Source organism: Caldovatus sediminis, from assembly GCF_014644455.1.
GTDB classification, from domain to species: domain Bacteria; phylum Pseudomonadota; class Alphaproteobacteria; order Acetobacterales; family Acetobacteraceae; genus Caldovatus; species Caldovatus sediminis.
In genome coordinates, this window is sequence record NZ_BMKS01000004.1 from 104,161 (window position 1) to 120,616 (window position 16,456).

13 protein-coding genes and 2 tRNA genes are annotated in these 16,456 nt (G+C 74.7%); 3 read left to right on the forward strand and 12 right to left on the reverse strand.

Annotated features, from left to right (window positions below; translation table 11 throughout):
- Positions 1-129: 129 nt before the first annotated feature.
- The 5 genes from IEX99_RS07855 to IEX99_RS07875 form a co-directional block, all read right to left on the reverse strand.
- Positions 130-1,545 (reverse strand): MmgE/PrpD family protein, encoded by a 1,416-nt coding sequence (locus IEX99_RS07855; protein ID WP_188899480.1) that lies wholly within the window; start codon positions 1,543-1,545, stop codon positions 130-132.
- 22 nt (positions 1,546-1,567) lie between these two features.
- The gene (locus tag IEX99_RS07860; protein WP_188899481.1) at positions 1,568-2,560 is read right to left on the reverse strand and encodes an NAD-dependent epimerase/dehydratase family protein; all 993 of its coding nucleotides are present in this window, start codon (positions 2,558-2,560) and stop codon (positions 1,568-1,570) included.
- A 117-nt stretch (positions 2,561-2,677) separates the two neighbouring features.
- Positions 2,678-4,648, reverse strand: a complete 1,971-nt coding sequence (locus IEX99_RS07865) for a tripartite tricarboxylate transporter permease (RefSeq protein ID WP_188899482.1) — start codon at positions 4,646-4,648, stop codon at positions 2,678-2,680.
- A 556-nt stretch (positions 4,649-5,204) separates the two neighbouring features.
- Positions 5,205-6,320 carry a Bug family tripartite tricarboxylate transporter substrate binding protein gene (locus IEX99_RS07870; RefSeq protein WP_188899483.1) on the reverse strand — a complete coding sequence of 372 codons (1,116 nt, stop codon included), beginning with the start codon at positions 6,318-6,320 and terminating at the stop codon, positions 5,205-5,207.
- 79 nt (positions 6,321-6,399) lie between these two features.
- Positions 6,400-7,293 (reverse strand): alpha/beta fold hydrolase, encoded by an 894-nt coding sequence (locus IEX99_RS07875; RefSeq protein WP_188899484.1) that lies wholly within the window; start codon positions 7,291-7,293, stop codon positions 6,400-6,402.
- Between the two features lie 294 nt (positions 7,294-7,587).
- On the opposite strand from IEX99_RS07875, the gene IEX99_RS07880 reads away from it, so the two are divergent.
- Complete coding sequence (locus IEX99_RS07880; protein WP_188899485.1) at positions 7,588-8,583, forward strand: Bug family tripartite tricarboxylate transporter substrate binding protein; 996 nt, start codon at positions 7,588-7,590, stop codon at positions 8,581-8,583.
- 50 nt (positions 8,584-8,633) lie between these two features.
- The gene (locus IEX99_RS07885; RefSeq protein ID WP_188899486.1) at positions 8,634-9,392 is read left to right on the forward strand and encodes an SIR2 family NAD-dependent protein deacylase; all 759 of its coding nucleotides are present in this window, start codon (positions 8,634-8,636) and stop codon (positions 9,390-9,392) included.
- A gap of 348 nt (positions 9,393-9,740) precedes the next feature.
- Here the strand turns inward: IEX99_RS07885 and IEX99_RS07890 are convergent.
- Positions 9,741-9,815 (reverse strand) — tRNA-Val (locus tag IEX99_RS07890).
- Between the two features lie 119 nt (positions 9,816-9,934).
- On the opposite strand from IEX99_RS07890, the gene IEX99_RS07895 reads away from it, so the two are divergent.
- On the forward strand, positions 9,935-10,753 hold the full coding sequence (locus IEX99_RS07895; protein WP_188899487.1) for a DUF3108 domain-containing protein: 819 nt from the start codon (positions 9,935-9,937) through the stop codon (positions 10,751-10,753).
- Here IEX99_RS07895 and gph read toward each other — a convergent pair.
- From gph to gyrA, 6 genes are all read right to left on the reverse strand, one after another.
- The gene (gph, locus tag IEX99_RS07900) at positions 10,723-11,415 is read right to left on the reverse strand and encodes a phosphoglycolate phosphatase (protein WP_188899488.1); all 693 of its coding nucleotides are present in this window, start codon (positions 11,413-11,415) and stop codon (positions 10,723-10,725) included. The two genes, IEX99_RS07895 and gph, sit on opposite strands and share 31 nt — an antisense overlap.
- A gap of 111 nt (positions 11,416-11,526) precedes the next feature.
- Positions 11,527-11,601: transfer RNA gene (locus IEX99_RS07905), tRNA-Lys, on the reverse strand.
- 143 nt (positions 11,602-11,744) lie between these two features.
- Positions 11,745-12,356, reverse strand: coding sequence for a peptidylprolyl isomerase (locus IEX99_RS07910; protein WP_188899489.1), 612 nt, complete (start codon positions 12,354-12,356; stop codon positions 11,745-11,747).
- Between the two features lie 65 nt (positions 12,357-12,421).
- Entirely contained in the window at positions 12,422-13,033 is a 612-nt protein-coding gene (locus IEX99_RS07915) for a peptidylprolyl isomerase (protein WP_188899490.1), read from the reverse strand.
- 1 nt (position 13,034) lies between these two features.
- Positions 13,035-13,571, reverse strand: a complete 537-nt coding sequence (gene coaD / locus IEX99_RS07920) for a pantetheine-phosphate adenylyltransferase (RefSeq protein WP_188899491.1) — start codon at positions 13,569-13,571, stop codon at positions 13,035-13,037.
- Positions 13,564-16,386, reverse strand: a complete 2,823-nt coding sequence (gene gyrA, locus IEX99_RS07925; protein WP_188899761.1) for a DNA gyrase subunit A — start codon at positions 16,384-16,386, stop codon at positions 13,564-13,566. The genes coaD and gyrA overlap by 8 nt, the downstream gene beginning before the upstream one ends.
- Positions 16,387-16,456: the final 70 nt, after the last annotated feature.

Below are 16,456 nucleotides of genomic sequence, written 5' to 3' on the forward strand. Positions count from 1 at the left end.
CCGCGCCGAGGCCGAGCCGGGAACCACCCCTGCCGCCGCGGCGACGCCGAGGCCGCTCGTGCCGACGCCCGGCGCTCGGCCGCGCCTTCGTCCTGCGGAGGATCGGGCCGGCGCGCCGCGACCGCCGGGCTACCGCGCGGCCAGTGCCCGCGCCGTCTCGCGCACCGGCGCGCGGTCAATGGCGAGGATCGCCTGCCGGGCGCGCTCCGCCCGCGCCGCGTCGAACGCCATGCCGGCCGCGGCGAGGAACTTCGCCGAGGCGGCGGCCTCGTCCAGCGCCCGCTCGCCGGCGCCGCTGTTCACGCGCACATGCCGGCGCAGCCGCCGGCCGTCCGCAAGTTCGACCTCCACGCCGCCGGAGAAGTAGGCGGGGAAGGCCGTGTCGGGATCGGCCTCGCAGCGCGTGCGGGCGCAGAGGGCGAGGATGCGCGGGTCGCGCAGCGCCTCGGGCGCCAGCTCCTGCAGCCCGAAGCGTCCGCGCAGCAGGCAGGTGGCGATGACGAAGGGCGCGCTGAACTTCGCGGCGTAGTCGGTCCCGGGCCGCGCCTTCTCCGCCGCCGGCTCGGCGACGATCGGCAGGGTCGGGCCGGGGATCAGCACGCGGACGGCGGCGATCGCCGCCGGGTCCGGGATCTCGGCGTGCAGCGCGATGGCGGCGTCGGCGGCGCCGTGGACGAAGTGGCAGACCGGATAGGGCTTGATCGCGCTCTCCGCGAGCAGCCAGCGCGTGCCGAGGCCCTCGGTCAGCCGCGCCACCTCGGCCTCCCCGGCATGGGCCTGGAGGTGCGTCTCGAACAGGCCGAAGCGCCCCTCGTAGGGTCGCGCCGGGCCGACGAAGCCGTGCTGCGCGAGGCGGGCCGCGGTGATGCCGGCGACCGCGCCCCAGCCCGGGTGGAAGCGCTTGGTCCAGGCGCCGTCCTCGAGGAACACCTGCAGCCCGCCGGCGGTGGAGGAGACGATGCCCTGCGCCGCGGCGATCCGCTCCGCCGTCAGCCCGAGCAGCTTCCCCGCCACCACCGCGCTGCTGAAGTGCGAGACGATGCCGGTCGCGTGGAAGCCCGCGTGGTGGAAGCCGCCCTTCGCCGCCGCCCCGATGCGGATCGCGACCTCCATGCCGGCGGCGTAGGCGACGAGCAGGTCGCGCCCGTGCGCGTCCAGTGCCTCGCCGAGCGAGAGCGCGCAGGGCAGGCAGGCCGCGGTGGCGTGCACGATGCTCGCGAGGTGCGTGTCGTCGAAGTCGAGGCCGTGGACGAGGATGCCGTTGGCGAGCGCGGCGTCGCGCACCGGCAGCCGCTCGGCGCGGCCGATCACGGTGCAGTCGCCGCCCTCCGTGCCGGCGAGGGCGACGAGGCCGGCCACCGCCCGCCCGGCGAAGGGATAGGCGTTGGCGGCAAGCCCGACGCCGAGCCCGTCGAGGATCTGGATGCGCGCCCGGGCGCGCACCGGCTCCGGGATCGCGTCGTAGTCGAGGCCGGCGGCGAACTCGGCGATGCGGCGCGCCGGCGCGGCCTCCGCCGCTCCCGTGCCCTGCGCGATGGCGTCCATGCCCGTTCCTCCCGGCGCGCGGTCAGGCGCGCAGCGAATCCCGCCAGGCGACGTAGCGCCGGATGCCCTCCGCGAGCGGGACGCGCGGCACCCAGCCGATCTCCCGCTCCGCCCTGGCGCGGCTGAAGCCGAGATGCGTGCCGCCGGCGGAGCGGACGGCGCGGCTGTCCTCCCGGTACTCGGGCTCGAGATGCGTCGCGCCGCAGGCCTCGAGCACCAGCCGCGCCACCTCCGCGAGCGTGGTGTCCACCCCGGTCGCGAGGTTCATCACCTGGCCGTGCGAGGCGCTGGTCATCGCGGCGAGGCAGCCCGCGGCGACGTCGGAGACGTGGATGTAGTCGTGCACCTCGCGCCCGTCGCCGGGGATGACCGGGCGCTCGCCGCGGCGGACGCGCTCGTAGGTCTCGGCGATGAAGTTGGCGTTCACCGCCCGCGCGTGCTGGCGCTCGCCGTAGACCGAGGCGAAGCGCAGCGCGTTGAACTCGACGCCGTACTTCTGCTCGTAGAGCCGGCCGAGCGCCTCGCCGAACAGCTTGCTCACGCCATAGACCGCGCTGACGGGGGAGAGGCCGGCGACGACGGTGCCGGCCTCCTCGGTCAGCGTCTCCGCCTCGGCGTTGCCGTAGGCGGCGACGGAGGAGGCGAAGACCACGCGCCGGACCCGCGCGATCCGCGCCGCCTCCAGCGTGTGCAGCAGGCCCATGGTGTTGACGGCGACGCCGAGCGGCGGGTTCTGCGCCATCGGCAGGGTCAGGAAGCCGGCGAGGGCGAAGATCCCGTCCGCGCCCTGCGCCGCGTCGATCGCCTCGTTCAGCCGCAGCAGGTCGCCGCGGATCAGCCGCGCGCGCGGCTCGTCGGCGAGGTGCGCGATCGTCTCCGGCGTGCCGAGCGAGAAGTTGTCGAGCAGCCGGACCTCGCGCGCGCCGGCGGCGAGCAGCGCGTCGGCGAGGTGCGAGCCGATCAGGCTCGCGCCTCCGGTGATCAGCCAGGTCGCGCCCTTCGCCTCGATCGGCATGCGATCCTCCGTGCTGCCTCTGGCGCCGCGTCCTGCGGGCGGCCGGGACCCTACCGGGCGCGGGCGCCAGGCGCAACGCGGCGGCGGGTGCCGGGTGACGGCGGGCGCGCGCCGCCTTCAGCGCAGCGGCCAGGGAAGGTCGTACAGCTCCTGCAACAGGCCGCCGGGGAAGATCAGGCTCAGCGCATGCGCGAGCAGCAGGATGGAGCCCGCCGCGGCGGCGGTCAGCACCGCCGTCTGCAGCCAGCCGCAGCGCGCGACGACGCGCAGGAAGCCGAGGAAGAAGGCGACCAGCGCGAGGAAGAAGCCGATCAGGGCGACTAGGCCGACGAAGCCGATGATCCAGAGCAGGAAGGGCCATGGCCCCCAGTCCCGCGCCTCCGCCTCGGAGTCGAAATTCGCCGTTCCCGCCGCCACCGGCCCGCGGAGCTGGGCGACGAGCACCGCCAGCGTGGCCAACGCGCCCACCGCCGCGACGCCGACCGGCATGATGAGGGCCAGGTAGGAGACGGCGAGACCCTGCTGCAGCGTGACGCCGAACAGGGCGAGGACGAACAGTGAGAACAGGATCTGCGGCCAGAGGCGGCGGGCGCGGGCCGTCTCCGCCTCGCCCTCCGTGTTGACGCCGCCGCCGCCGGGCCGGCGGCGGAAGCCGGCCCATACGGAGAGGAGCGTGACCGCCAGGATGACGAGGACGAGCGGCCGCGTCAGGAACGACCAGCCGTAGAACTGCACCGCCTGGTACAGGTAGCGCTCGGCCAGCAGAGCGAGCACGAAGCCGATCAGGAAGGCGGGACGCGACCAGCCGAACCGCCGGAGGAAGATGCCGATCAGGCCGATGGCCAGCAGGGCGAGGAGGTCGTTGAGGCTCCGCGTCGCCTGGAAGGCGGCGAAGAAGATCACCATGATCATGAACGGCGCCACGAGCGCGTAGCGGATCGCGGTGAGGCGCGCGATGCCGGGCGCGAGCGCGATGCAGAGCCCGGTGCCGACGACGTTCGCGAGCGCGAGCGACCAGATGACCGTATAGGTCACGCCGAGGTCGCGCTCCGCCATGGAAGGGCCCGGCTGCAGCCCGAGCAGCATCATGCCGGCCAGGAAGATCGCCATGGCGCCGGAGCCCGGGATGCCGAAGAGCAGCGTGGGCAGCAGCGCGCCGCCCTCCTTCGCGTTGTTCGCCGATTCGGGCGCGATGACGCCGCGGATGTCGCCCTTGCCGAAGCGCGCGTTGTCCCTGGTCGTCTGGACGACATGCCCGTACGCGATCCAGTCCACCACGCTGCCGCCGAGCCCGGGGATCGCGCCGACGATCGCGCCTAGCCCCGCGCAGCGCAGCGCGAGCCACTTGTTCCGCCAGGTGTCGGCCACCCCCTGCAGCCAGCCGCGGCCGAGCGCCGCCTGCCGCGCGATCGACGATCCGCCGCGCAGCAGGTCCAGGATCTCCGGCAGGGCGAAGATGCCGAGCGCGACGATGACGAGCGGCAGGCCGTCCATCAGGTAGAGCGAGCCGAAATCCATTCGGTACTCGGCCGTGGCCGGCGCCGAGCCGATCATGCCGAAGGCGAGGCCGAGGCACGCCGCGGCGATCCCCTTGGCGAGGTTGGCGCCGGAGAGGATGCCGACCATCGAGAGGCCGAACACGGTCAGCATGAACAGCTCGGCCGAGCCGAAGGCGAGGATCAGCGGCCGGGCGATCAGCACGAAGCCGGTGAGCACCGCAGCGCCGAACAGCCCGCCGATGAGCGAGGCGAAGAAGGCGGCCGAGAGCGCGCGCGCCGCCTCGCCCTGCTTGGCGAGCGGGAAGCCGTCGAGGATCGTGGCCTGGGACGCGGACGAGCCCGGGATGCCCATCAGCACCGAGGTGAAGGTGTCCGAGGTGGGGATGATCGCGACCAGCCCGATCAGCATGGCCAGCGCCGATGTCTGGTCCATGCCGTAGATGAAGGGCAGCAGCAGCGACAGCCCGGCGATGCCGCCGAGTCCCGGCAGCACGCCGATCAGGAGCCCGAGGGCCACGCCGATGAGGAGGAAGGCGAAATGCCCCGGCGTCAGCAGGCTCAGGAGGGCGTCGAGAAGGGGGGCGATCATGCCGCGGCGGGCCTTCGGAGCGGGGCGACGGAGGGCGCGCGGAGCAGCGGCGCCGGACGGACTTTCGCCGCGTCGCGCCAGGCGCCGGAAGGCCGATGCCTGCCGGACACGGTCGGTCGCGTCTCGTCCACGGTTCCGTCCTCCCGGCGGGAGAGCCCGCGCATCCGCCGGCGGCGCGGCACGCCAAGCCTGGGCTGCGGTTGCCGGTTCCCGTCGTCCGCCCCGATTCGGCCGCTCCCCGCCGGAGCGGCTTGCCGGGCGCACGTGCCTTGGTCAAGGGCGGTCTTTCGCGTGCCGCGCAGGGCCCCGTTCCGGTCCGGATCGCGCCGGCCTGCGGTTGGTCCGGACGGCGGGTGGAAGCGGCGCGGGCGGGAGGCGTCCCGGAGCGGATCGTGGACCGCCGGAAACGGCCGGGAGCGCGGATCCGCTCGACAGGCAGCGCGCGGGGCCGTCGCCGCGCGCGGCCGACGGGGCGGCGGCGGGCCGAGCGGAGCCGAGGATCGGGCCGCGCCACGAGGCGCGCCGCGCCGACAGCGCCGGCGCGGCGCGTGCGCGCTCACAGGCGATGGTTGAAGCGGCGCAGGAGCCAGTCGCGCACCCAGCCGCGGGTCTCGTCGCTCATGGTCGTGGCCGCGGCGTAGGCGCGGTCGCAGGCCTCGCCGGTCACCTCGTTGTACTCGCCGATCACCGAGACCCGCTTTTCCAGGTACTCGGGGTCGGAGAGCGTCCGGGCGAAGGCGCCGCGGTAGGCGTCGAGGATCGCGGCCGGCGTCTCCTTCGGCAGCACGACGAACTTCTGCGCCGCGAAGCCGGCGACGAACAGGGTCCGCCAGGCCTCCCAGGCCGGACCGGAGGGCGGGGCGCCGAGCGCGGCGGTGGCGAACTCGGCGAAGTGCGGCAGGTCCGGGAAGTTCGGATCGCGCACCAGCTCGCCCTGCGCGTTCAGCGCGCCCCAGGACCACAGCGGAACGGCCTTGCCCTCGCGCACCAGCGGCATGACCTGGGCGTTGAAGGCGGAGGTGGTCTGGTAGTCGACCGGCGTCTCGCCGCGCTCGAAGGCCAGCCGGCCGGCCCCGCGCCCCTGCATGCCGAAGACGATCTGCACGTCGAGGCCCAGGATCTCGAAGGCCAGCGCGGGGACGATGTCGAGCGAGGTCGGCCCCTGGCTGCCGTACTTCAGCCCCTGCGCCGCCTTGAACTTCGCGAAGTCGGCCACGCCGCGCACGCCGAGCTCCGGCCGCACGTAGAAGACGCCGCCGGTCGGGCCCGCCAGCACCGGCGCCCAGGCCTTGTAGTCGTAGCGCACGCGCGGATCGCCGAGCAGGTAGGGGAACTGGATCGAGCCGGTGGTGCCGAGGATCATCAGCCCGTCCGGCCGCGCCCGGGCGGCGAACTGGTTGGTGCCGTTGATGCCGCCGCCGCCGGTGATGTTGCGGACGACGACGGTCGGCTGGCCGGGCAGGTGCCTGCTCAGGAAGGGCTGGTGGAAGCGCGCCCAGGTGTCCGACCCGCCGCCGACGGCGAGCGGGATGATGAACTCGATGGTCTTCCCGGCGAAGTCCTGCGCCTGCGCGGCGCGGCCCGGCAGCGCGCCCGCGGCGGCAAGCCCGGCGGCACCCAGCCGCAACAGGTCGCGGCGGCCAGGCCGCCCCAGGGACAGGATGGTGGTCATGAGCGCTTCTCCCGCTTGTCGGTGTCTCTGCCGTGGCGCCGGCCCGGGCCGCTCCGCTCCGGCCGATCCGCCGGCCACATTAACGGCCGGCCGGCGCCGCGCCAAAGAACCCGAGGAACCGGGCGAGCGTCTCCTCGGGTGCGTGCTCGGGCACGTAGTGGCCGCAGTCGAGCGGCCCGCCCGTGACGTCCTCGGCGTAGTCGCGCCAGACGGCGAGAACGTCGCCATAGACCCGCCCCGTGTGGCTCTCGGCGCCCCACAGGACCAGGGTCGGGCAGGCGACGCGGCGGCCCCAGTCCGCCTCGTCCATCGCCCGGTCGAGCGTCGCCGCGGCGCGGTAGTCGGCGCAGGAGGCGCGGATGGTCTTGGGGGTGAAGCAGCGCACGTACTCGGCGAAGGCTTCCGGCGCGAAGATCGAGATGCCCACGCCGGGCCGGCCGATCTTGCGCTCCATGAACCAGTCGGGCGGCACCGACTCCATCATCCGCTCCGGCAGGTCGTTGCCCTGGGGCATGAACAGCCAGTGCCAGGAGCCGAGCGCCCACTCCGCGGAGGCGTTCCGCCAGATGTGCCGGTTCGGCAGGATGTCGAGCAGGGCGAGCCGCTCCACCCGCTCCGGATGGTCGAGCGCCATGCGGTGCGCGGTGCGCGCGCCGCGGTCGTGGCCCGCGACCATGAACCGCTCGTGGCCGAGGGCGCGCATCACCTCCACCTGGTCCTGGGCCATGGCGCGGAAGGTGTAGTTCGCCGTGTCCCTGGGATCGGGGCCGACGCTGTCGCCGTAGCCGCGCAGGTCGGCCGCGACGACGTGGAAGCGCTCCGCGAGCCGCCCGGCGATGCGATGCCAGGCGACGTGGGTCTGCGGATTGCCGTGCAGCAGCAGGAGCGGCGGCCCGTTGCCGCCGTGGCGCAGATGGATGCGCGCGGCGCCGCCGGCGGTCGCGATCTCCGTTCGCTCGAAGCCCTCGAACATCGTCCGTTCCCTCCGCCGCGCCCGGCATTCCCGGCCCCGAGGCGGCGCGTGCTCCTCAGGCTCGGCCGCCGGCGCCTTCGCGTCCCGGCCCGGGAAGCCTAGCACCGCCCGTGGCCGGCGGCGCGGCCGCGGACGCGCCGGGCGAGGCGGGGAGGGACGTCGCGGGACGCACCGCCTCGGTGGGGGGAGGCCGTGCGCCGCGCCCGCCCGCCTGCCCCGTCGAGGGTGGCGGGATCCGGCCCTCGCCGGTAGTCTCTCGCGAAGAACGGACTTCACCTGGGAGGGGATCGTCCCATGCTCGGACGTCGTGCTTTCTCGCTCGCTGCCGCCCTGGCGCCGCTCGCCGCGAGCGGGCTCGCCGCGCCGCGCCCCGCCGGCGCCCAGGCGGCGGCCTGGCCGAGCCGGCCGCTCCGCATGGTGATCCCCTGGCCGCCGGGGCAGGCGACGGACCTGATCGGGCGGGTCGTCGCGCAGTTCCTGACGAACGCCCTCGGCCAGACCGTGGTGCCGGAGAACCGGCCCGGCGCCGGCGGGCAGATCGGCACGGACGCGGTGGCAAAGGCGGCGCCGGATGGGCACACCCTGCTCGCCGCCTCGATCGGGCCGATCACCTTCCAGCCGCTGGTGCAGCGCACGCCCTACAACGTCGAGCGCGACTTCGCCCCGGTCGCGAGCTTCGGCGCGGCGCCCTACATGCTGCTGGTGCGCCCGAGCTTCCCGGCGACGGATGCGCGGTCCTTCGTGGCGCATGTGAAGGCCAACCCGGGCAAGTACAGCTACGCCTCCTCCGGCATCGGCGGGGCGCAGCACATGGTGACCGCGCTGTTCAACGCCCGGGCGGGTCTCGATGCGCTGCACGTGCCGTTCCAGGGCAGCGGCCCGGCGATGGCCGCCTTCCTTGGCGGGCAGGTGGACTACGCGATCGAGACCCCGGCCGGCGCCGGCGCGCTGGTGCGCCAGGGGCAGCTGCGCCCGCTCGGCCAGACCCTCGGGCGTCCGAGCGCGCTGCTGCCCGGCATTCCGCCGCTCGCCGAGGCGGCCGACCTGCCCGGCTACGACATCGGCGGCTGGAACGGGCTGATGGTGCCCGCGGGCACGCCGCAGCCGATCATCGACCGCCTGCTCGCCGAGGTGGAAAAGGGCCTCGCGACGCCGGAGGTGACGGAGCGCTTCGCCGCCATCGGCTTCGAGGTGTCACCGCGCGGTCCGGACGGCTTCCGGGCCATGCTGCGCGAGCTTCGGGAGACGTTCGGCCCGCTGATCCGCCAGCTCGGCATCCGCGCCGAGTGAGGCGCCGCGGCCTGCCGCCCCCGACGATGGAGGAGGAGGAAGGGCGCGTGATGCCCACCGCCGACCCGGGGATCGCCGCACTGCGCGAGATGATCGCCGCCGCGCGCCGCGCCGTGGTGTTCACCGGCGCCGGCATCAGCACGGAGTCCGGCATCCCCGACTTCCGCAGCCCGACCGGCATCTGGACGCAGATGCGGCCGATCTACTTCCAGGAGTTCGTCGGTTCGCCGGAGATGCGGCGCGAGGCCTGGCGCCGGAAATTCGCCTCCGACCCGGTGCTGCGCGCCGCCCGGCCGAACCGCGGCCACCGCGCCGTGGCGCGGCTGGTGAGCATGGGCAAGGCGAGCGCCGTCATCACCCAGAACATAGACGGGCTGCACCAGGCCTCCGGCGTGCCGGCGGACAAGGTGATCGAGCTGCACGGCAACTCCACCTACGCGCACTGCCTGGAGTGCGGCGAGCGGTACGAACTCGACGCGCTGCGCGAGGCCTTCGAGCGCGACGGCGACGTGCCGGACTGCGGGGCCTGCGGCGGGCTCGTGAAGACGGCGACCGTCAGCTTCGGGCAGGCGATGCCGGAGGCGGCGATGATCCGGGCGGAGGCCGAGACGCGGGCCTGCGACCTGTTCCTCGTGCTGGGCTCCTCGCTGGTCGTCTATCCGGCGGCGGGCTTTCCGGAGATGGCCAAGCGGAACGGCGCGCGGCTGGTGATCGTGAACAACGAGGAGACGCCGCTCGACGACATCGCCGACCTCGTGATCCACCGCGGGATCGGCGAGGTCATGGGCACCGTCGTCGGCAACAACTGATACCGGCCATCGGCAAGGCGTCTCGCAGAGGTCGCGGCGGGCCAGGCCGTTCTCCAGCCGTCACCGAGACGCCGCCGGCCGGCGCGCGGGCGCCGCCTGTCGCCAGGGCGTCCGGGGCGTCCATCCAGGGCCGGGACCGCAGCCGGCCCCCTTCGTGCTGCGGCCGTCGGCCGGCGGCGACAGCGTGGCGGGAGGAGGGATGGCGTCCCGCCGGGAGGCTGCCGTCGCCTCCCCGCGGTCCGCGGCAGGGTTCCTCGATCCTGCGGGCGCGTTCAGGCCGCAGGCGGGCCCGGAACGCTTCTCGCGCCGGGCCGAGGTTGCGACGCGCCGATGCGGCCGGGACAGGAATGGTGGGCGCGGCAGGGATTGAACCTGCGACCCCCCGCGTGTGAAGCGGATGCTCTCCCGCTGAGCTACGCGCCCGAGGGACCGCACGGATAGGTGTGCGCACGGGCCAAGTCAAGCCGCAGGGGCTGCCGGCGCCGGTGCTCGCGCCGCGTTGCGCTTGACTCCGGCGCCGCGCTCCCGCCCGATGGGCGCGCATGGCCTGGCGCCGCCCTTTCCCCGCTGCCGCCGCCGGCGCGATGCGCGCCCTCCTCGCGTCGTCGGCCGCGCTGCTCGCCCTGGGCGCGACGGCGAGCGCCGAGGCGGTCTTTCCGGCCCAGTACCGCGTGTTCGCCGCAGGCATGCCGGTCCTCGACATCGAGGCGCGGGTCGAGCTGGGGGCCGAGACCTACCGCCTCAGCGCCCGCATGCGCACGCGCGGCCTTGTCGCCCTCGCCGCGCCGGGCGAGCATGTCAGCGAGGCGACGGGCCGGCTGCGCGGCACCGAGGCGCTGCCCTGGCGCTACCTCTCCGAGGGGATCTGGCGTGGCCGGCCACGGCGCCTCGCGCTCGACTGGCACGGCGTCGAGCCGGTTCTGCGCCTGCATGATCCGCCCGGGCCGGGCGAGCACGAGCCGGTGCCCGCGGAACTGCGCCGCGGCACGCTCGACGCGCTCTCGGCGCTGGTGCGGCTGGCGCGGGTCGTCGCCGCCACCGGGCGTTGCGAGGCGGCGGCAGCGGTCTATGACGGGCGCCGGCGCATGGACTACGTGCTGCACACCGCCGGGCGCGACGTGCTGCCGCCCTGGCGCGACGCGTGGGCAGGGGAGGCGCTGCGCTGCGGCTTCGAGGGCCGCCAGGTCGCGGGCTTCCGCCGCGATCGGGACGCCGGCGAACAGGCCCGGCCGCAGCGCGGCGAGGCGTGGGTGGCGCCGCTCGTCCCCGGCGGCCCGCATGTGCCGGTGCGGCTCTCGTTGCCGACGCCCTGGCTCGGCACCGTCGAGGCCTATCTCGTCGCCGGCGCGCCGCCGCGCTGACGGTCCCGCGCCGCCGCGAGCGCGCGCGGCAGCAGCGCGGGCAGCTCGCCCGGCGTTCGGGCGAGGGCCGCCGCACCTTCCGCCATCATGGGCGGGCCGTAGCCCCAGGTGGCGAAGACGCAAGGCAGGTCGGCCGCGAGGGCGGCGGCGACGTCGTTGCGGTGGTCGCCGACCATCACCGCCGCCGCCGGGGCACCCCCGGCCAGGCGCAGTGTCGCCAGGAGATGGCCGGGGTCGGGCTTGCGCACCGCGAAGCTGTCGCCCGCGCCGATGGCGGCGAAGCGCCCGAGCAGGCCGAGCGCCTCGAGCAGGGCGCGGGTCGCCGCTTCCGGCTTGTTCGTGCAGACCGCGAGGCGCCAGCCGGCGGCCGCGAGGGCGTCGAGCGCTTCGGGGATGCCGGGAAAGGGACGGGTCTGCACCGCCGAATGCGCCGTGTAGTCGGCGAGGAAATCCGCGAGCGCATCGGCATCGAAGCTCCGGCCGCGCGCGGCCAGCGCGCGCTCGACCAGGGCCCGCGCGCCGTCGCCCACCATGGCAACGATCTCGGCCCGCGCGAATCCCGGCAGGCCGAGCCGGGCCATCAGGCGGTCGGTCGCGGCGTGCAGGTCCGGGGCGCTGTCGACCAGCGTCCCATCGAGGTCGAACAGGGCGGTTCGTTGCATTCCTCGCCGCTTAAGGGAGGCGCGGCGGCCGCGCAATCGGGCTCCGCCGGGGCGGGCGTGGCGCCGGGACGCGACGCGGCTGCCGAGGGAGCGGCAGGCGAGGGCTCGCGGTGGTGGGCCGGCTGGGACTCGAACCCAGGACCATCCGATTAAAAGTCGGATGCTCTACCGCTGAGCTACCGGCCCGGACCGCGGAGTTCCGGCCCGCGGAGCCCGGATGCCCGGCGGCCTGCCGCCCCGCGGTCGGCCGGACTGCCGCCGCGCCGGAGTCCCGCAAGAGCGCCCCGGGCCGTGGCCTGTCAAGCCCGGACCCGCTCCGCCCGCGCGGGTCAGCCGGGCGCGTCGGCGACGATCGTGGCGCGCCGGATGCGGTCCGGATCGCGCACCTGCCCGTGCTGGCCGGCGCCGCGCTTGATGCGGTCCACCGCCTCCATCCCCGACACCACGCGCCCCCAGATCGTGTACTGGCCGTCGAGGTACGGGGCCGGGGCGAACATGATGAAGAACTGGCTGTTGGCGCTGTCGGGGTCGGCGGTGCGGGCCATGCCGCAGGTGCCGCGCACGAAGCGCGCCTTGGAGGGCGGCGAGAACTCGGCGGGCAGGTTCGGGAGGTCGGAACCCCCGGTGCCTGTTCCCGTGGGATCGCCGCCCTGGGCCATGAAGCCCTCGATCACGCGGTGGAACGGCGTGCCGTCGTAGAAGCCGCGGCGCGCGAGGGTCTTGATCCGCTCGACATGGCGGGGGGCGAGGTCGGGCAGCAGCTCGATCGTGACCGTGCCGTCCTTGAGCTCCAGGCGCAACCGGTTCTCGTCCTCCGCCGCCGGCTGCGGGGCGGTCGCCGCCGATGGCCCGGCCGCCGTGGCGGGCTCCGTCGCCGGTTCCCCGGCCGGCGCGTCGGGGGCGGGCGTGGCCGGGATGCTGTCCTGATGTTCGCTCGTCATGGCGCTGGGCGCTCCTGTGTCTCGGCGTCGTCGGCCGGAGGCGGGCCGCCCGGCGGCCCCGCCGCTCAGCCGCGGAGGTCGGCCGCGACCTTCATGCTGCGGATGCGGTCCGGGTTGGTCACCTGGCCGTTGCGGGCGGGATCGCCCGGCTTGATGCGGTCCACCGCCTCCATGCCGGCGACCACGCGGCCCCAGATCGTGTACTGGCCGTCCAGGTTCGGGGCCGGGGCGAACATGATGAAGAACTGGCTGTTGGCGCTGTTCGGGTCGGCGGTGCGGGCCATGCCGCAGGTGCCGCGCAGGAAGCGGGCGCGGGTGGGCGGCGAGAACTCCGCCGGCAGGTCGGGCAGGTCGGAGCCGCCCCGACCGGTGCCGGTGGGGTCGCCGCCCTGGGCCATGAATCCGGGGATGACGCGGTGGAACGGCGTGCCGTCGTAGAAGCCGCGGCGGGCGAGGGTCTTGATCCGCTCGACATGGCGCGGCGCCAGCGCGGGAAGGAGCTGGATCGTCACCCGCCCGTCCTTGAGCTCGAGGACGAGCGTGTTCTCCGGATCGGTCGCGGGCGCGGGGGGCGTCTGCGCCGCGGCGGTGCCGGCACCGCCGGACGCGGCGAGGGCCGCGCCGGCCCTCGCCAGGGCCTCGCGGCGGGCGATGCCACGGATCGTCGGGGGTGCCATGTCAGCCTCCGTCGGCCCTGCCGGACGACGCCTCCGCCGCCCGGCCGACCCGGGCGAGGGTGCGCTCGAGCGTGCGCCTCGGCACGAAGCTCGAGATGTCGCCGCCGAGATGGGCGATCTCCTTGACGAAACGCGAGGAGATGAACTGGTTCGTCTCGCTCGCCATCAGGAACACCGTCTCGATCTCGGGATCGAGGCGGCGGTTCATGCCGGTCATCTGGAACTCGTAGTCGAAGTCGCTCACCGCGCGCAGGCCGCGGATGATCATCCGCGCGCCGATCTGGCGCGCGAACTCGATCAGCAGGCCCTCGAAGGGGATGACCTCGATCGCGGTACCGGTGCGCGCGGCGATCGTCTCGGTCTCCGCCCGGACCAGCTCGACGCGCTCCTCGAGCGGGAAGAGGGGGCCCTTGCCGATGTTGATCGCGACACCGACGACGAGGCGCGAGCAGAGCCGGGCGCCGCGGCCGATGATGTCGAGATGGCCGTTGGTGACCGGATCGAAGGTGCCGGGGTAGAGGCCGACCCGCTCACGCATCGGGCCCGCTCCGGTCCGGCGGCGCCGGGCGCTGCGGCGCCGGCCCCGCGCCCTCGGCGGCGTGTTCGGCCGTGTCGTCGTCCACGACCGGGAAGCAGCTCGTCACGCGTTCCCCCTCGTCCAGTCGCAACAGCATCACGCCCATGGCCAGGCGGCCGGTGACCCGCACCTGGTCGGCCGGCAGGCGGATCAGGCGCCCGCCGTCGGTGACCAGCATCACATCATCCCCGGGGCGGACGGGGAAGGTGGCCACCACCTCGCGCCCGGTGCGGGGCGTGAGGACGATGCCGGCGATGCCCTGGCCGCCGCGGCCGGTGACCCGGTAGTCGTAGGCCGAGCTGCGCTTGCCGAAGCCGGCGTCGGTGACGGTGAGGATCAGCTCCTCGGCGGCCTCCAGCTCGGCGAGGCGCTCGGGGCCGAGGGTGATCTCGGCCGCGGCCGCCTCCTCGCCCTCCTCGGCGGCCGCGGCGGCGGCGATCGCGCCGCCATTGCCGTTGCCGTTCGCCTCCGCCGCGGCGGCATCCTCCGCCCCAGCGGCGCGGCGCTTCTGGGCGGCGGCCCTGAGGTAGGCGGCGCGCTCCTCGGTCCTCGCCTCGACGTGGCGCAGCACGGCGAGCGCGATCACCGCATCGCCCGGGGCGAGCCGGATGCCGCGCACGCCCGAGGAATCGCGGCCGGCGAAGACGCGGAGCTGCTCCGCCGCGGCGACGAAGCGGAGGGCGCGGCCCTTGCGGGTGGCGAGCAGGATGTCGTCGCCCTCGCGGCAGGTGGCGACGCCGATCAGGGTGTCGCCCTCCTCCAGCTTCATCGCGATCAGCCCGGAGGAGCGGACGTTGCGGAAGTCGGAGAGGCGGTTGCGCCGGACGTTGCCCTGCGCGGTGGCGAAGACGAGGTGGAGGTTCTCCCACAGCGCCTCGTCCTGCGGCAGCGGCAGGACGGCGGTCACCGTCTCCTCCGCCTGGAGCTGGAGCACCTGGCGCAGGCTGCGGCCCTTGCCCTGCGGCCCGGCCTCGGGGAGCTGCCAGACCTTCTCGCGGAAGGCCATGCCGCGCGAGGTGAAGAACAGCACCCACTGGTGGGTGTGGGCGATGAAGGTGCGGGTGACGACGTCGTCGGCCCGCGTCGCCGCGGCGGCGCGGCCGCGGCCGCCGCGGTTCTGCGCGCGGAAGGTCTCGAGCGGGGTGCGCTTGACGTAGCCGTCGCGCGTCAGCGTGACGACCATCATGCCCGGCTCGATCAGGCTCTCGTCGTCCACCTCGGCGTCAGCGTCGAGGATCTGCGTCAGCCGCGGCGTGGCGAGCTGCGCGCGCACGGCGAGCAGCTCCTCGCGCATCACCTCCATCCGGCGCGGCCGGCTGGCGAGGATCTCCAGCAGCTCGCGGATGCGCGCCGCGACCTCCTGCAGCTCGGCAGCGATCTTCTCGCGCTCGAGGCCGGTCAGGCGCTGCAGCCGCAGCTCGAGGATCGCCTTCGCCTGGTCCTCGGTCATGCGCACCGTGCCGTCGGGGGCGATGCGGTTGCGCGCGTCGTCCACCAGGTCGAGCAGCGCGCCGACGTCGCCGGCCGGCCAGTCGCGCGCCATCAGCGCGGCGCGGGCGGCGGCGGCGTCCGGGCTCTCGCGGATCAGGCGGATCACCTCGTCGATGTTGGCCACCGCGATGGCGAGGCCGATCAGCGTGTGGCCGCGCTCGCGCGCCTTGGCGAGGCGGAAGCGGCTGCGGCGGAGGATCACCTCCTCGCGGAAGCGGATGAAGGCGAGGAGGGCGTCCCGCAGCCCCATCTGCCGCGGCCGCCCCTCGTCGAGGGCGAGGAAGTTCACCGCGAAGGAGGTCTGGAGCTGGGTCAGGCGGTAGAGCTGGTTCAGCACCACCTCCGGCGTCGCGTCGCGCCTGAGCTCGATGACGATGCGCAGGCCGTCGCGGTCGGACTCGTCGCGGATGTCGGAGATGCCCTCGACCTGCTTGCCGCGCACCAGTTCGGCGATGCGCTCGAGCAGCGTCGCCTTGTTGACCTGGTAGGGGATCTCGGTGACGACGATCTGGGCGCGCCCGCCGCGCAGCTCCTCGATCTCCGCCCGGGCGCGGAGGGGGATGGAGCCGCGGCCCGTCTCGAAGGCGGCGCGGATGCCGGCGCGGCCGAGGATCACGCCGCCGGTCGGGAAGTCCGGCCCGGGGATGATCCGCATCAGCGCCTCGAGCGGCGTCGCCGGATCGGCGATCAGCGCGAGCGTCGCGTCGATCACCTCGCCCGGGTTGTGGGTCGGGATGTTGGTCGCCATCCCGACCGCGATGCCGTTGGCGCCGTTGACGAGCAGGTTCGGGAAGGCGGCGGGGAGGGCGCGCGGCTCCTGCTCCGACTCGTCGTAGTTCGGCTGGAACGCGACGGTGTCCTCGTCGATGCCCTCGAGCAGCGCGGTGGCGGCGCGGGCGAGGCGGACCTCGGTGTAGCGCATCTGCGCCGGCGGGTCGCCGTCCACCGAGCCGAAATTGCCCTGGCCGTCGATCAGGGGGACGCGCATGGAGAAGGGCTGCGCCATGCGCACCATGGCGTCGTAGATCGAGGCGTCGCCGTGCGGGTGGTACTTGCCCATCACGTCGCCGACGACGCGGGCGGACTTGCGGTGCGGCTTGTCGTGCGCGTAGCCCGCCTCGTGCATGGCGTAGAGGATGCGCCGGTGCACGGGCTTGAGGCCGTCGCGCGCGTCCGGGAGGGCGCGCGCGACGATCACGCTCATCGCATAGTCGAGGTAGGAGCGGCGCATCTCCTCCTCGAGCGCGACCGGGACGGTGTCCTCCGGGCGCTCGGGAGGCGGCATGCCGCCGCCCGCAGTGGTGTCGCTCACGCTATCGTCCTAGCAGAAGGAGCCGGCCCGCCGCGCGACGGCG

Excerpts from the sequence above, each read along its gene's own strand:
- IEX99_RS07860 (WP_188899481.1), bottom strand. The coding sequence starts at position 2,560 with ATGCCGATCGAGGCGAAGGGCGCGACCTGGCTGATCACCGGAGGCGCG.
- IEX99_RS07885 (WP_188899486.1), top strand. The coding sequence starts at position 8,634 with ATGCCCACCGCCGACCCGGGGATCGCCGCACTGCGCGAGATGATCGCC.
- gyrA (WP_188899761.1), bottom strand. The coding sequence starts at position 16,386 with ATGCCGCCTCCCGAGCGCCCGGAGGACACCGTCCCGGTCGCGCTCGAG.
- IEX99_RS07855 (WP_188899480.1), bottom strand. The coding sequence starts at position 1,545 with ATGGACGCCATCGCGCAGGGCACGGGAGCGGCGGAGGCCGCGCCGGCG.
- IEX99_RS07870 (WP_188899483.1), bottom strand. The coding sequence starts at position 6,320 with ATGACCACCATCCTGTCCCTGGGGCGGCCTGGCCGCCGCGACCTGTTG.
- coaD (WP_188899491.1), bottom strand. The coding sequence starts at position 13,571 with ATGCGTGAGCGGGTCGGCCTCTACCCCGGCACCTTCGATCCGGTCACC.
- IEX99_RS07875 (WP_188899484.1), bottom strand. The coding sequence starts at position 7,293 with ATGTTCGAGGGCTTCGAGCGAACGGAGATCGCGACCGCCGGCGGCGCC.
- gph (WP_188899488.1), bottom strand. The coding sequence starts at position 11,415 with ATGCAACGAACCGCCCTGTTCGACCTCGATGGGACGCTGGTCGACAGC.
- IEX99_RS07910 (WP_188899489.1), bottom strand. The coding sequence starts at position 12,356 with ATGACGAGCGAACATCAGGACAGCATCCCGGCCACGCCCGCCCCCGAC.
- IEX99_RS07895 (WP_188899487.1), top strand. The coding sequence starts at position 9,935 with ATGGCCTGGCGCCGCCCTTTCCCCGCTGCCGCCGCCGGCGCGATGCGC.
- IEX99_RS07915 (WP_188899490.1), bottom strand. The coding sequence starts at position 13,033 with ATGGCACCCCCGACGATCCGTGGCATCGCCCGCCGCGAGGCCCTGGCG.
- IEX99_RS07865 (WP_188899482.1), bottom strand. The coding sequence starts at position 4,648 with ATGATCGCCCCCCTTCTCGACGCCCTCCTGAGCCTGCTGACGCCGGGG.
- IEX99_RS07880 (WP_188899485.1), top strand. The coding sequence starts at position 7,588 with ATGCTCGGACGTCGTGCTTTCTCGCTCGCTGCCGCCCTGGCGCCGCTC.